Annotated in this window: 9 protein-coding genes; 3 read left to right on the forward strand and 6 right to left on the reverse strand. The window is 63.8% G+C overall.

The features are described 5' to 3' along the window. Positions 1 to 387 precede the first annotated feature (387 nt). Entirely contained in the window at positions 388 to 660 is a 273-nt protein-coding gene (locus H7J93_RS00485; protein WP_128867128.1) for a hypothetical protein, read from the reverse strand. A 998-nt stretch (positions 661 to 1,658) separates the two neighbouring features. Between H7J93_RS00485 and mobF the strand changes: the two genes are divergently transcribed. Next, positions 1,659 to 4,484 (forward strand): MobF family relaxase, encoded by a 2,826-nt coding sequence (gene mobF, locus H7J93_RS00490; RefSeq protein WP_032668619.1) that lies wholly within the window; start codon positions 1,659 to 1,661, stop codon positions 4,482 to 4,484. 11 nt (positions 4,485 to 4,495) lie between these two features. Here the strand turns inward: mobF and H7J93_RS00495 are convergent, their stop codons facing one another. From H7J93_RS00495 to H7J93_RS00505, 3 genes are all read right to left on the reverse strand, one after another. Further along, positions 4,496 to 4,792: a hypothetical protein gene (locus H7J93_RS00495; RefSeq protein ID WP_267304344.1), complete on the reverse strand. Its 297-nt coding sequence runs from the start codon at positions 4,790 to 4,792 to the stop codon at positions 4,496 to 4,498. Positions 4,793 to 4,965: 173 nt separating this feature from the next. Continuing rightward, positions 4,966 to 6,102, reverse strand: a complete 1,137-nt coding sequence (locus H7J93_RS29530; RefSeq protein WP_236745597.1) for an EspK C-terminal domain-containing protein — start codon at positions 6,100 to 6,102, stop codon at positions 4,966 to 4,968. Positions 6,103 to 8,346: 2,244 nt separating this feature from the next. Continuing rightward, entirely contained in the window at positions 8,347 to 8,508 is a 162-nt protein-coding gene (locus tag H7J93_RS00505) for a hypothetical protein (RefSeq protein WP_165571821.1), read from the reverse strand. An 897-nt stretch (positions 8,509 to 9,405) separates the two neighbouring features. On the opposite strand from H7J93_RS00505, the gene H7J93_RS00510 reads away from it, so the two are divergent. Beyond that, on the forward strand, positions 9,406 to 10,818 hold the full coding sequence (locus tag H7J93_RS00510) for a hypothetical protein (protein WP_131815110.1): 1,413 nt from the start codon (positions 9,406 to 9,408) through the stop codon (positions 10,816 to 10,818). 70 nt (positions 10,819 to 10,888) lie between these two features. Here the strand turns inward: H7J93_RS00510 and H7J93_RS00515 are convergent, their stop codons facing one another. Next, positions 10,889 to 11,191 carry a hypothetical protein gene (locus H7J93_RS00515; protein ID WP_032668601.1) on the reverse strand — a complete coding sequence of 101 codons (303 nt, stop codon included), beginning with the start codon at positions 11,189 to 11,191 and terminating at the stop codon, positions 10,889 to 10,891. Between the two features lie 314 nt (positions 11,192 to 11,505). Between H7J93_RS00515 and H7J93_RS00520 the strand changes: the two genes are divergently transcribed. Further along, positions 11,506 to 12,006: a hypothetical protein gene (locus H7J93_RS00520; protein ID WP_267304345.1), complete on the forward strand. Its 501-nt coding sequence runs from the start codon at positions 11,506 to 11,508 to the stop codon at positions 12,004 to 12,006. A gap of 557 nt (positions 12,007 to 12,563) precedes the next feature. Here H7J93_RS00520 and H7J93_RS00525 read toward each other — a convergent pair. Further along, positions 12,564 to 13,883 (reverse strand): IS256 family transposase, encoded by a 1,320-nt coding sequence (locus H7J93_RS00525; protein WP_212812938.1) that lies wholly within the window; start codon positions 13,881 to 13,883, stop codon positions 12,564 to 12,566. Between the last annotated feature and the right edge of the window lie 135 nt (positions 13,884 to 14,018).

Raw genomic sequence — 14,018 nt, forward strand, 5'->3', positions numbered from 1 at the left:
GTAGGTTGCAGACATAGGCGCGAAGTAGAAGCTTCTTGCGCCGCGGCGGGCATAGGAAGCGCAGCTGAAAAGAAACGAGGTGTCCGTGACGTGGACAGCCAATGACTCCCGATTCACAGTCAGCAATATCGCCACGACGTTCACTGGAATCTGCCTGATCAAACGACCCCCAAACCCGCAGTGAGAATCAGCATCTGCCACGTCGACGGGAATATCGAGGGTCAAGACGACCGCCCGGTATCTCCCTCGCAACCCTCGCGAGGCGCGCTGCGTACTCGGCTAACGGCGGAGCAATAGCGAGGATGGCTTAAGTAACCGGTCATCGATCACGAAGGCCGTGTCGGTCAAGCGGATTGGCGAATCACCGGAACCTTGCGAGTTGCGCTGTCACGCCGACTCTCGGGGAAACAGGGCGAGGAGGCGATCAGCGATGGTGGCTGGGTTGGATCCGGACGTGCGCTGATCTGGAGTGCTATCGGCCTGCCATTTCGCGACGGTGCTGATCAACACCGCCGCCGAGCTCGCCGGGAGTCCACGCTGCGCGCCCTCGATCCGGCCATCAGCGCTTGCGTGCTTCACCCGGACAGTGTCTGCATGCATGTCCACGGTCGCAGCGGACAGATGCAGATCCTCCGGAACCACGCGAACGGTATTCGGCACGACCCCTCCCTCGTGGCGGCTGCGATGGCTCATCCGAGGCTACCGTGAGCAAGCAGACGCTCGGTGCAGCAATTTCACTTGGCCTGCCTCCGCAATTAGCTCAAAGCGAAATGGGGCCCATCAGCGCCTCCGCTAAACCCAGCGCGATTGAGCGGCGATTTCGATTTATACGCTGTTTCGGCGCTCACGGAGCTTAGCTATGCCGTCAAATTGTTCCCGGCTAGACGACCTTGACTCTGGCGACACCGGGTGGCGCGGAGGCGGCACATTGCGGGGTTGACGCTGGCCGGTGACCTGGAGGTGGGCAATCTGTTTCCCCGCGTAGGTGACGCTGAACGTCTGGCCTGGATGGCCATTTGCAAGCGCGGCCGCGCATTGGTCGCACAGCTCATGGATTAGCGGCGGAATATTCACGACCGCGACGATAGATCGGAACGCGATCCAAGTGTTGAATGATGCATGCGTGTCGCCGCCATGGTTCGCAAAATGCGGCAGCTTGTCCTTTGACGTGTTAGCTAGCGTTCAGCTTCCCGCGGCACTCCGTCAGAGACTAGCTCGCGTCTGACTACGACGATGGTTGGCACCGCCCGTATTGACGGCGCAGCAGGGTCAACCGTAGCCATGCTCCACCACCCCATAATTTGTGCGTCGACGCGGTCGTGCCGGCGACGCTGAGACAGCTCGTCCTAGCTGCCCGCAATATGTCGGCTCCCGGTTCGTCACCTCCCTCAACAACAGGCCTCCAGGTCCCGCAACCCAATTAATACTCCTCAACGCCAACTACAAACACTCCTACCGAATCCGAACCCTTCATGGCCCATAGCCCACTACCATCGCTTCCAAGCTGACCATCAAACCCATTGGCTCCCAATCAAATACAGACCGGCACATTGGCACAAGGTATGCAATACTCGGCTTCGGGCGCTGGCGCGCCCGAACCCCGGCCGCCTGGCGGCGGCCTGTCCGGCTTGGTGAGGTGGCCTAATGGCGGTGCGACCGTGCTGACGATCTCGCGGTTGTCGCGCTGGAGCATCGGCTACTACAACGACACCGCGAATCAGGCCCGCCAGGCCTCGATGGACCGCCAAGCCGCCGGCGGCGGTCTGGGTGAGTACTACTCCGAAGGTGACACCCGCGTCCCGACCTGGGTCGTGGTCGGGGACAAGAACGTCGTCGGTGAGGCCACCGGCTTGGACGGGGCCGCCCTCGACGGCGGGTTTGCTGACACCGAGGTTGCGGCGCGCTGGCTCGATGACGGAGTCACGCCGAGTGGGGAGGCGGGGCGGGCGTTCGGGACCGGCGGGGTGCACGGTTTCGACTTGACGTTCGCCGCGCCCAAGAGTGTGTCGCTGCTGCGGTCGCTGACCGACGACGTGTCAGAGAAGGTGATGCAGAACGCCCACGTCACAGCGGTCGAAGCGGCGATGACTTACCTGCATGAGCACGCCGGGTACACCCGCGTGCATAACCGGGTGACGGGGATGAAGGATTTGCAGCGGCTGCCCGGGCTGGTGGCGATCGCCTATCAGCATGAGACGAGCCGGTGCGGGGACCCGCACCTGCACACCCACGTCATCCTGCCGAATCGCCAGGCCCGTGCTGATGGCCGGTTGGTGTCGATCGACTCCAAGTCGCTGTATCACGAAGCCAAGGCCGCCGGGATCATCTATCAAGCCACCCTGCGTCACGTGCTGCACGCCGAGCGCGGCTTCGAATGGGCGCCGGTGGATGAGCATTCCGGCATGGCCGAGATCGCTGGCGTCACTCCGGCCAGCATCAAGGCGTGGTCGCAGCGGTCGACCCGACTGCGGGAATGGGCCAAAGACAACCTTGTCGTCGTCGACGGTGAACCCACCGCGGCGCAGTTGGCAACTGCGCAGAAAGCGACGCGGCCCTCCAAGCCCGAGCAGCTCGCCTGGGAAGAACTCAAAGCGACGTGGCGCGCTGATGCGCGCGGTCTGGACTTGGACCGCGATGCGCACTTCGCCGCGCGCGCCCATCGGCGCGCACAAGCGCACATCCTCCCGCGGGCGCGCATTGCTACCGCGCTAGCGCGCATCGATAAGGCCGCGTTCACCCGCGCCGATGTCGTTGAGCTGATCGGTGCGGTCATGCCTTACGACGAATCCCCTGGTGAGGGGCGGGATGTGCGGGCGCGCATCGAGGACCTCGCCGCGCGCGTTGGTCTGCGGGTGAGCGCACCGCGCGCCGCACATGAGCGCGAAGGACACGAGAAATACACCCTCACCGCGATCCTCAAAGAGGAGATGCGCGTCCTGGAGGCCGCCGGTGCCACCGATGCGCGTGCGCGCCTCGGTGTGCGCTCGAGCGACCTGACCGCGCTGTCACCGGATCAGGCGCGCGCGGTGACCGCGATCGGCATGTCGCCGTGGTTGGTCAATCCATTGTCTGCACCCGCGGGTGCCGGGAAAACCCACTCCCTGCAAGCCCTGCGCGCCGCCGCCCACCGAGTCCACAAAGAGGTGCTGGTCCTTGCTCCGACCGGGACGGCGGTCGATCAAGCGCTGGCTGACGGCGCCGGCGACCACGGGATGACCCTCGACAAAGCGCTGCACCAGCTCGACACCGGCGCCCTGCAACTCGATCACCGCACCGTGGTCGTCGTCGATGAAGCGTCCATGGTGGCCACCCCCAAGCTGCGGCAGCTGCTGGAGACCACCACCGCCGCCAGGGTGAAGGCTGTGCTCGTCGGTGACCCCTACCAGCTTGCCCCGGTCAAGGCCCGCGGCGGCATGTTCGACCAACTGTGCACCGAGCTGCCCTGGACCCAGCGTCTGTCGCAGGTGTGGCGCATGCGCGATCCGGCCGAGCGCGACGCCTCGCTAGCGATCCGCAACGGGCGCGGCAACCGGTTACGCCGAGCGGTCGGCTGGTACCGCAGTCACGACCGTCTGCACACCGGCGATCAGGTCAGCATGGCCGCCGACGCGATGAGGGCCTACCTCGATGACCGCGCCGCCGGAAAGAAGACCCTGCTGGTCTGCGATACCCGGGACATCGCTGATGCCCTCAACCAGCGCCTCCACGACACCCTCACCACCGAGGGGCCCGCTGCGCAGGTGGCTCGCGACCAGACGGTGCGGGTCGGCGACATCATCGTCAGCCGCGACAACGACGCCACCCTCACCGTGCACCCCGGCCCCCACCACCGTGAGGGCCAGGCGGTGGATCAGGTGCGCAATGGCAACCGGTGGCGGGTGGCCGGCGTCGACGAAAAGACCAACCGGATCGCTGCTGAACGGCTCACGGACAAAGCCCGCGTTCTGTTCGACGGCGATTACCTGCGCCAGTACGTCCACCTCGGATACGCCGTAACCGTGCATGCCGCCCAGGGCGTCACCGTCGACACCGCCCACACCGTGCTCGGCGACAACGCTTCCCGCACCCAGGCCTACGTCGGGCTCAGCCGCGGCCGCGAGGCCAACCACGCCTACCTCTACACCCGATTCGACGGCGAAGCCGACCACGAACACAGCGGCCCCCACATCGGTATGCATGTGGCGAGGCGCGGCACCAAACACGCTGCCGCGCAAGCTCTTCAGATGATTCTGGCCAACGACGATCGTCCCCGCACGATGCATGCCGAAGCCGAACACACCGCCCGCGAACACCTTCCTGACATAGTCGGCGAGGTCCTCGACCGCCACGAGCAACGCCGCGGCACCTGGCGAGCCGCCTGGCGCGAACACACCCGCGCCCAACAGAGCCTCCACCAGGCCTACGAACGTTTCCGCGCCGGAGTGGAGCGCAGCACCGGACGGTCACGCTCCCGCGGGCGCGACGTCGGTGGCCTCGAACTCTAACCTTCAGCCGTTTATGCCCAGACGCCTACGCGGTGAGCCAGAGCAATCCGCGCTTCGTCCACGATCAGAGCTGTCTGCCATGTCTGCAGCGGTCCGTCTTGGGTCCACACCGCGACGCTGCGCAGTGCCGGCCATGTCCGGGCATTCATCATGATGTCGCCGGGCCGCCCGGCTTCAAGTTCGCCTAGCGCGGCACGCACGGACGCCGCCCACCGCGGCGCCAGCCACCCCGGAAGCCCAGCTACAGCACCGCCGCGCGCATCTTCGGTGGCCGCAGTGAACTGGACTGAGGTGGTGACGTCAGCCATCACTTCGGCGGTAATCCGAGCTGTTGCGATGCCTCTCGCTGTGGCCCCGGCTACCCGTTCCAGCACCCCGTAGCTGTCTCGGCCTTCCCACACCAACGCGGCTGTGGCGGCAGCGATTGTCGCCTCAGCGGCCACCTCTAGCGGATTCCACTGGTTGACTGACCCGTCTGCACTCACCGAGCACCGCCATTCTCGTGGCCAGCCCAAAGTTCGCGCTCGGCGGCGATGTGATGGGCCAGATACACGACCTCGCGGTGATCTGGGATGCCGTGGCGCCATAACAGCAGCAGCTCGGCGAGCCGCGCCAGATTGTGGTGCACTCGCGCGTACGACGACGCCTCAGTGTCGGTGCCGAGGCGGCCGGGGCGCTGCCCCGAGCTGTCGGTGATCGCCATTGGTAGCACGGCACTAGCGAGTTCGTCCCACAGCGATTCGGTGATGGCGCTGCCTCGGTCGAGGTGAGTGGCGATTTCGCGCAGCAGCGGCGGTATCGGCAGTGTCAGAAGTTCACTGGCTTGGGTGAACGTGACGTGCGCAGTCTGTCTGGTGATGGTCAGTGATTCCCGCACGTCGACCGGGGTTGCGGTGTTCAGCTGTGCGTAGGCGGCCGGATTGAGGGCCTCTAAGCGGTGTAGCCGGGTCTCATCCAACGGCGGTTGCACGACGCCCCCACCCAGGGGGCTATCGGTGGGCATGTGGCAGTCGGCATAGTGCGGCACCCCGGCGGCCCGGGCTGGCTGTGCTGATCCGCCGAAACCCGTCGATACCGCGATCGCCCACAGCTCAATGTTGGGATTCAGCGCGGTCACCGATTGGGCGTAGGCCACCATGGTCTGCGCCGGATTGATCCAGCCGAACCAGCGACGCCGAAAAGCGTTGTCTAAACCAGAATCTGAGAACAGCAACTCCACCCCTTTGGGCAGATGCACCCCCGCCGGGATGAATCCCGCACCCTCGCCGGAGGTCACCACGGTGAGCGTTTTCGCAGGTGTCTTGAACACCCCCACACACCAGTCGATGGTGCCGTACTGACGAGAAGCCTTCATCAGTTCCTCCACCAACGCCAACGCGTCGGCCAGTAATGGATCAGGCGCAGCCGATTTCGTTCCCGCCACCGCACCCGTAGCCGCCGCGGCACCTCCCGACGCCACCACTCCAGGAGGCAGCGGTGTTCCCGGCCCACCCGCAGCCGGCGACGGTGGGGCTGCCGGTGCACCAGGCGGGGCCGACGCAGCCGCGGCGGCTGCAGACACCTGGCGCGGCGCGATATCGGAATTAAACGGCGGCAACGGACCCCCGGGCGCTGGCATTGGCGCCACCATCGGTGTCCCCAGCGTTCCAGCTGACGGCGCTGTGCCCGCAGCCGCTGGCGGGACGCTGTGCGCCACCGGACCACCAGCAGCCGGCACTGAGGGCGTACCCCCAGCACTCGCAGACCCATACGCACCAGCCGTAGAGTTCGCCGGTTGCGCGGGCGGCGGGGTCACAGGCGGCGGCAACACTGAACCACCACCCGCCAGGCCCGCGTTAAACCCCCGCGAAAAATCAGAACTAGGCGTCGGCGTCCCAGCACTCGCCGCGGCCATTGACAGGCCACCACCCGTCGAAGTAGTCGGCGACAACTCCAGCTCCGCAGGAGAATTCAGGCCACCAGCATTACTCACAGAAGAGACAGAGCTATCGCCCGAGAAGCCGCGCGCCCCCGGCATCTTCAGACCGCCGCCAACGCCGCTGCCCCCAGACGACACCCCACCACCGCCAGCCGGTGTCACCGCGGCGGGAGGCATCACCGCGAGCGGACCGTCAATTCCCAGACGCTCCTCACTCGCAGTGGGAGTAATCGGACTGCCGGGCAGGTTCCCCGCTTCATTAATGTCGCCGTCTGCAGCTGGCGCGGGCTGATTGTTCGCTGTCCCATCGGAATGCCGATCACCCTCACTCACAGAGGATTCCGGGCCATCAAATCCCGACCGATCTGATGTTGCTGTCTCTCCCTCATTGGTCCCGTAGTTCAAGGACTGATTGTCATCCGCCCCGTAGTTGGTGGGTCGAGTACTGGGCAGACGCTCGAAAGGCATACCGTCCGCCATAGCTCTGCCACCACCGGGGCCGCCTTGTTCCTTTGTGTCCATTGGTGCCGCGTCTCCGCTGCTCCCCGTCAATCCGCCTGAATTGCCGCCGCCGATGCTTGCTGCCTGCTCAGTGATCGCTGCGGTCGTATCCGTAGCTGCTGCTAGAGCTTCGGCTTCTGCTTCGCTTACGACGGCGTCGATCGCGGAGTAGAGTGCCGCCGCCGCGGCGCCAGCGCCTAATGGGGAGGAGGCTGCTGCCGCGAACTGGCGCTTCAGTCGGTCGATCTCGTCGTGGGCCTTACGGTCAATCTCGTCGAGTCGCCCGCAGGCGTGCCAGATCAGTTCACCGGTCTCTTTCACCGCTTTCGAGCTGTCGGCGTACATGTCGGATTGATTGATGATCGTTTGGGCGGTGCGGTAGGAACGCTCGCACATCGCCTCGATCATCTGTCCTAAGTTAGACGCGCCGAGCTCGTCGGCGGCACGTCGAATGGTGGCAGCGTTCGTCAGCAGGTCGATGCTCTTCTGATTGAGAGCCTCAGCGGTCTCCAACCATTGCTCCGGTGAGGTCTGAGGCCAGACCGGTCCGACAATGCGCGGTGAATACGGCCGAGACGGCATTGCCGCAGCCGTCCCTACCGCTGCCATAGCTCAACCCCCACCGCTGAACAGACTGCATACGGCCCGTTGAGGGAGGCAATGGCGTCCGTCCAAACCGCTCGATCAGGGTCCGCTGCGGGCCCAGGCCGCAGTCCATCGACGAAGAGCTTCATATCGTCGATGTGACGTTGCAACGTGCGAGTCAAATACCGCGGTGAATCGGCATGCGCGTCAAGCACTTCCTGTGCGCGAGAAGCCCAGTCGTGAGTCATTTCAACGAATTCCGGGATCCCGGCGTCGCGTTCGACTGAACCAGGCTTGCCCAAGGCTACGAATGAATTCGTCTCCGAAGTGCCTTCTTTGATGAGCGGTTCTATCGCTTTGCACAGTGCTTGGTCACCCGAATCGGCAGCAGCTGTCGTTGCTTGCGGTGCTGTCTCGACCCGATTCACTCGATCGGGTTCGGGGACCAATCCGATCAGAGCGACCACGAGAGCGGCGGTGGACATGAACACCGCCACCAACGCCAGCCCGAGCGTCAGTCCTCGGCCACTTCGGCGGCGAGGAGGCGTCAGTTGCGGGGGCCCCGCTCCGGGTGGCCCTGAGCTCGGGTACATGGCTACAAGTCTAAGACCTGGCACTGGCGTGGGACTACACAAAATAGGCCGTGCCGTATATCGGCAGTCATTGCGGCACTGCCGATTTCGAGCATCAGCGCTGCTAGCGCCGCCGCCACGCGGCGTCTAAAAGTCGGGATGGTTGACCTGGTTGGCAGCGGCGGCGGCGCGGCGCAGATCGTCGACAGACATGGTTTGTGGGTCGGACTGGTTTGACTGCGCTACGCAACTGTCGGAGCCCTTCGCGTGACTACCGTTCGCGGGATCAATCACCGGCTGTCTGACGGTCGTTGTCATCGTCATCGAGACCGGCAGAATCTGCGTCGGGCTGGTTCATCTGCTCGCGGATGGCGGCTACGCGAGCTGCGCGTTGCGGGTCAGCCAACAGTTTGGCCAGGCGTGCGCTGCCACGATCTTGCGCGGTCATGGGTGAAAGGTATCCTCCGGGCTTTGATACTCTTTGTAATCCGTTTGGCGTCATCATTCTGCAGGGGTTCGCCGGAGAGGATTCCGAGCTACGTCGGGGAGCGTTGGTAGGTCGGAACGGTATCGCTCTCTCTTGATCCGGACGTGTGAGCAGCGGAATGCGCGGACATCCAATGGGAATGGGATCAACCGATCCGAATTCGCTTCGTCAGCGCGCAGGCCTAACTAACGGCGGCCGTGCCCCTCAACGAACAACGACTACCACGCACAGAAGGTCCAAATGGGCGAGTCGGGCCTACCGTCGGCGACCAGCGTCCCGACGCTGCGCGATGCTACGAGCCATGAGGTTTTTCTTAAGTGTCGACCTGCAGAGCGACTGCGCCAAGATCTCGTGATCGGCGGCATTGGGCCGCAGTCTCCCTCTACGCGGAGCAAATCCAATGCTCGGACCCGTCGGGGGAGGGCTTAGCGATGAGGGGAGCGCAGAAGAGGTTGGGGTTGACCGGTAGATCAGCGATGACCCCGCCCGAGGCCGCGACTTGCTTGCATCGCCAAGAATAGGCGTCCTGAGGAGACACCAGGTAGGCCTGACCTATGGAGAAGCCGTCTGCAGCAGGGTACTGGTCGCCACAGGCGCTGCTGAAGTTGACAGTGTCTCCAGCGTTGGGTGTAGCGGCGGCGGGTGGCGCGACAACGACGGTAGCTCCAGCTGCGATCAAGGCCAGTGCGAAGGGCCGGGCAAATCGCCGACGGTTGCTGGAGGTCACGACTTTTCTCTCTGTTTGGTAGGTGGGAAATCGTTGTCGTCCACGATGTTGGTCGCTCCGATCTGAGTGCCCGTTACAGCAGTGGGCCCCAAGTGGGGCTTGCGGGCTCTTGTGCCTCTACGATGTCGCAGGTGGGGGGCGTTGCGGACGCAGATCAAGGCCAGACTGAAAAGCTTACGGAACTGGCTCTGTCGTGCATTGAAGAGTTCGCTGTGGATGGCCCGCAGGGGGTGCAGGGCGGTGTGCGGCGAGGTCAGCTCAAGTTGGCGATGAGGGTCGCCGTCGTAGAGGCGGACCGTATCGCGCCCGGCAGGTCGGACACAGCGCTGGCCGCCGCTGCCGCGCTCGCTTTGATCGAGAATGCCGGCGTCACTGGTTCCGGTGAGGACACCGGACGCATCTTCAAGCAGCATCCCGATTCCACTCCAGTCAGAGACGGAGTTTTCAGCCAGTACGGGCTGTTGGTTCTTGCCGCCGGAAAACTCGCGGAGGACATTGGACTGAGCCAGTTGACGCCTCGGCCGAGCCAAGTCCAGAGCCTTGCCGCCGGTGACAGCCTTCGAAAGCTCCTGCAGCGCAGCGTCGACAACCTGGAGGCCGGGCAGCCGGCCGACGAGTGGTGGGACAGCTCGTTGCCGGTCCTTGTCCAGATGCTTGAGCGCTATGCCGAACCCACCGGCGTCTACCCCACACTGAAGCCTTACCGCTTCGCGCGTCAGCGCCAGACGACGGGGGCGCCCACAGATGTCGCCGCAGAGGTCCCCGACCTCGTCGAACCCAAGACCAACAATTCGGTTCCCCCGCCAGCAGAGCCATTGGGCTGGTCGAAGTTCTGCGCGCATGTGGCTGGTACGCGACCGCGGGTCGCCGTCTTGGTCGCGGTGGTGACAGTCATGGCGTGCATCGGCCTGGCCGAAGCCGTTGCGCCGATTCCACGGGCGCTGTTCGGTTGGCAAGACACATACGTGGACTCGTACCCGATCCCCTCGTTGCCGCCCCCTGTCGAAGGCGTGGACTCGCCATTGACCTTGCCGAACACTCGCGTCCAACTGTTCTTTATGGAGCAGGGCTCCCAACAGGGGGCCACCGACCAAACCGTCAACGGCCGGTTGCCTGTGGCGACCGCCGCCGTTATGCCGCTGCAGTACCAGATTGCAACATTTCAGGTCCTGCTGTCGAAGACCCGTGCGGACGCCGATGCCGACTCTAACCTCAAACTTTGGGTCCAGGCTCCTCTGCCGATGGATATCAACGGAGCGACATTGATGAAGACCCCGCTCAAGGAGAGCATTCCGCAGCCCGAGCTCAACACCGTCAACGGAATCGGCGGAAAGGCGGTAGAGGTGCCGTCTCTCGACGACGGCGACGTCCTCTACCAGTTCCAGGTCGTGGCGCGGCCCGACAGGACGAACAACGGCTACTTCTGCGGCTACAACGCCAAATTCGTGCAGGTAATGGTGCGCTCCGAAGACAAGACCAAAACCAGTCAAGATGGCGTGGTCACGCCGTACCCGCTGTATGTGCCCCGCGGGGAAGGTTGCTGACCACCTCATGCCAGCGGACTCCATCAAAGTGGCTGTCGGTCGACCGATGACACCACCGCGCCGGGCCGTGTTACCCGACCGCCTTAAGTGACCCTGCCTTGGACAAAACCTTTCGAAGTGAGGCCTTCTCAAGGTCTGCTTCCTGCGCCTTGCGCTGATCTATGGCGCTGTCCAGCTCGTCCAGTTGGGCGGCGGCGATCTCCGCATCCAGCAACGAGCCGATGTAATCGGAGATTGTCTTAAAACCCTTTGCCGTTGCCAAGACCTGGACAGCAGCCTGGTACGTCGCCGTGACCTTCACCTGCAGATTCTTGTCCCGCGGCTCCGGAGAGGGTGCGGCGTCGGTGGACGATGAAGCGTCGTCGTCTGCCATTGATCTCGTTCTCCTCGTACCGGTGGTCCGCTTCGGGCATCGCCCGCCCAGTTATAAGGGGCATGTCAGGTGCGATCTAACCCGGCCGCAGTATTCTCTGCGCCCGCTCTTAGATCGGACATTGGGTCAAGTTAGCACCTGATTCCCCGGATGTCGCGATTCTAAGCCATGTATGCACCAGCGCAGTCTGTATTTATTCAGAGATTCTTGCTATTGCGAGAATCTACAGATTCTGTAGATACTGGCATCTGTCATGTAGTCCAGGTAAGGAGAAGTAGGTGAAGATAGCAACTAGTGCAGGACGTGGGCTTGGAGTGGTTTTTGCGGCAGCGCTCCTAGCGGTGGTGATGATGTTTGGCAGCGCGGTCCCGTACCTTGTCGACAGCGGTCAACTCGCAGTTGCCGAGGCTGATGAGGGCAAGCCAACGCGGATCAAAAGAGGCGTGGGCTGGTTCATCGTTCAGGAGGTCGCGTCGGCGGTGATCGAGTTTGTCGTCAACTCGCCCAGCCCGAACAACGCGCAGGATGTGCTCAACAAGATCCTCGCTTCAGCGCCACACTTCTCGTCGGTCAGCGATCCACAACAGATCGTCTGGCAGGCGGCCCCGATCGCCGGGCCCGCCAACGGTGTGATCTACGGGAACGCGACTAACTTGTTCAACAGCATGGCCGCGGCCGGGCAGCGTACCGGGAACACCTCACTGCGCAACGGCGTCTATACGGTCACCCTAGCGAAGGGCGGCACGTCAAAACCGCCAGTGCTCACCATTTCCAACGCGGCGATCACCAAGCGGATCATGGTCCTCGCCCGCTAGTTATTTCTATCCTCAAGGGCGCCCCCCCCGCTAGCAGGGGGCGCCCTTTTGGTATCTGTTCAGGCGTCGACGAATTCCGCAAAAAACTGTGGACCAAACACCGAGAAAGGTTCCACCTCATACTTGGAACCCTAACCTCGCCACGCGGATGGGGATGGGTCGGTTCAACAGGTAGACCAGCGGCTTCCCCCAAGGTAAGGACCCTCGTCCGTGTGGTGTCGCTGAGGTACACGAAATGCGAATGTAACTGCTCGCGCACGCACCAGACCTCACCCAAGCCAGCGGTGATCTGTGGCCCCTTGGAGCCACGTGTAGACCCATCGAGACACTGCCGGCTTACTGGGCCGAGGTAAAAGCCCTTCGGAGCCATGATGACTGCACCGGCCTTGCGCTGAATCGACGAGAAATTGTCAATACCTGTGGATCGGGGTGTTTCAGGCGACCTCCGTTCCGGTGCTCTCGTCACCGTTTGAAGGCGGTGTTGGTGGGGTGATGTCGGTGGGTCGTTCGAGTAGCTTGCCTTCGAGAAATTGTCAATACCTGTGGATCGGGGTGTTTCAGGCGACCTCCGTTCCGGTGCTCTCGTCACCGTTTGAAGGCGGTGTTGGTGGGGTGATGTCGGTGGGTCGTTCGAGTAGCTTGCCTTTGTGGAAGACCGCGCCGGCGCGGACCAGGGCGACCAGGTGCGGGGCGTTGACGGCCCGCCAGCGGGCCTGTGCGGCGTCGATCAGCTTGTAGGCCATGGCAATCCCGGCCGTGCGTGATCCCGGCCCCTTGGTGACCTTGGTTCGAAGTCGCACCGTGGCGAAAGTGCTTTCGATCGGATTTGTCGTCCTCAAATGGATCCAATGCTCGGCCGGGTACTTGTAGAACTCCAGCAGGACATCGAGATCGTCGACGATCTTGGCGACCGCCTTGGGATACTTGGCACCGAAGTCGACCTCGAAGGCCTTGACCGCCAGCTGAGCCTTGTCGATATCCTCGGCGTTGTAGATGTCTTTGAGCGCCGCCAACGCCGACGGGTGTGCCGACTTCGGCAGTGCGGCAAGCACATTGGCCTGCTTGTGGAACCAGCAGCGCTGCTCACGGGTGGCCGGGAAGACTTCGCGGACCGCCCTCCAGAACCCAAGGGCACCATCGCCGACGGCCAGCACCGGCGCGGTCATCCCGCGGCGTTTGCAGTCACGCAGCAGGTCGGCCCACGACTCGGTGGACTCCCGATACCCATCGGTGATCGCGACCAGCTCCTTGCGACCATCAGCACGCACGCCGATCATCACCAGCAGGCACAGCTTGGTCTGCTCCAGGCGGACCTTGAGGTGGATGCCGTCGACCCACAGGTAGACGTAGTCGGTGCCGGACAGATCCCGGCGCCCGAACGTGGCGGCTTCGTCCTGCCACTGCGCGGTCAGCCGGGTGATCGTCGACGCCGACAACCCCGCACCCGAGCCGAGGAACTGCTCGAGTGCCGGCCCGAAGTCGCCGCTGGACAGCCCATGCAGGTACAGCAGCGGCAGCACCTCGCTGATCTGCGGGGACTTGCGTGCCCAGGCGGGCAGGATCGCCGAGGAGAACCGCTGCCGGACACCGGTATCGGGGTCAACCCGGCGGTCGTTGACCCGCGGTGCCTTCACCTCGACCGCGCCGGCTGCGGTCAGCACCTCACGCGGTTGGTGGTAGCCGTTGCGGACCACCAACCGATGGCCGTCCTCATCGAGCTGGTCGGCGAACTGCGCTACGTAGGCCGCAACCTCGGCCTGCAGCGCCGCGGCCAGCATCTGCCGGGCGCCGTCACGAACGATCTCGTCCAACAACGACCGACCAGCACCGCCGGCACTTTCGTTGGCCTCGGCGGCATCGTGAACTACGGTGAGCATGGGCGTACCTTCCCGAACCAGCGCGCCAACGCCGGCTCATGATCGGACCTTCGGATATTCAGATCATCCTCGGGAAGGTGCGCCCACTTTCACGCCCCCACACCGAGGCTCATCCACAGGTTCTGATCATTGCTC

Source organism: Mycobacterium barrassiae (assembly GCF_025822765.1).
Taxonomy (GTDB): domain Bacteria; phylum Actinomycetota; class Actinomycetes; order Mycobacteriales; family Mycobacteriaceae; genus Mycobacterium; species Mycobacterium barrassiae.

Bases quoted from the DNA above. Each gene is read 5' to 3' on its own strand.
- H7J93_RS00495 (WP_267304344.1), bottom strand. From the start codon at position 4,792: ATGGCTGACGTCACCACCTCAGTCCAGTTCACTGCGGCCACCGAAGAT.
- H7J93_RS29530 (WP_236745597.1), bottom strand. From the start codon at position 6,102: ATGCCAGCGCCCGGGGGTCCGTTGCCGCCGTTTAATTCCGATATCGCG.
- H7J93_RS00505 (WP_165571821.1), bottom strand. From the start codon at position 8,508: ATGACCGCGCAAGATCGTGGCAGCGCACGCCTGGCCAAACTGTTGGCT.
- H7J93_RS00515 (WP_032668601.1), bottom strand. From the start codon at position 11,191: ATGGCAGACGACGACGCTTCATCGTCCACCGACGCCGCACCCTCTCCG.
- H7J93_RS00525 (WP_212812938.1), bottom strand. From the start codon at position 13,883: ATGCTCACCGTAGTTCACGATGCCGCCGAGGCCAACGAAAGTGCCGGC.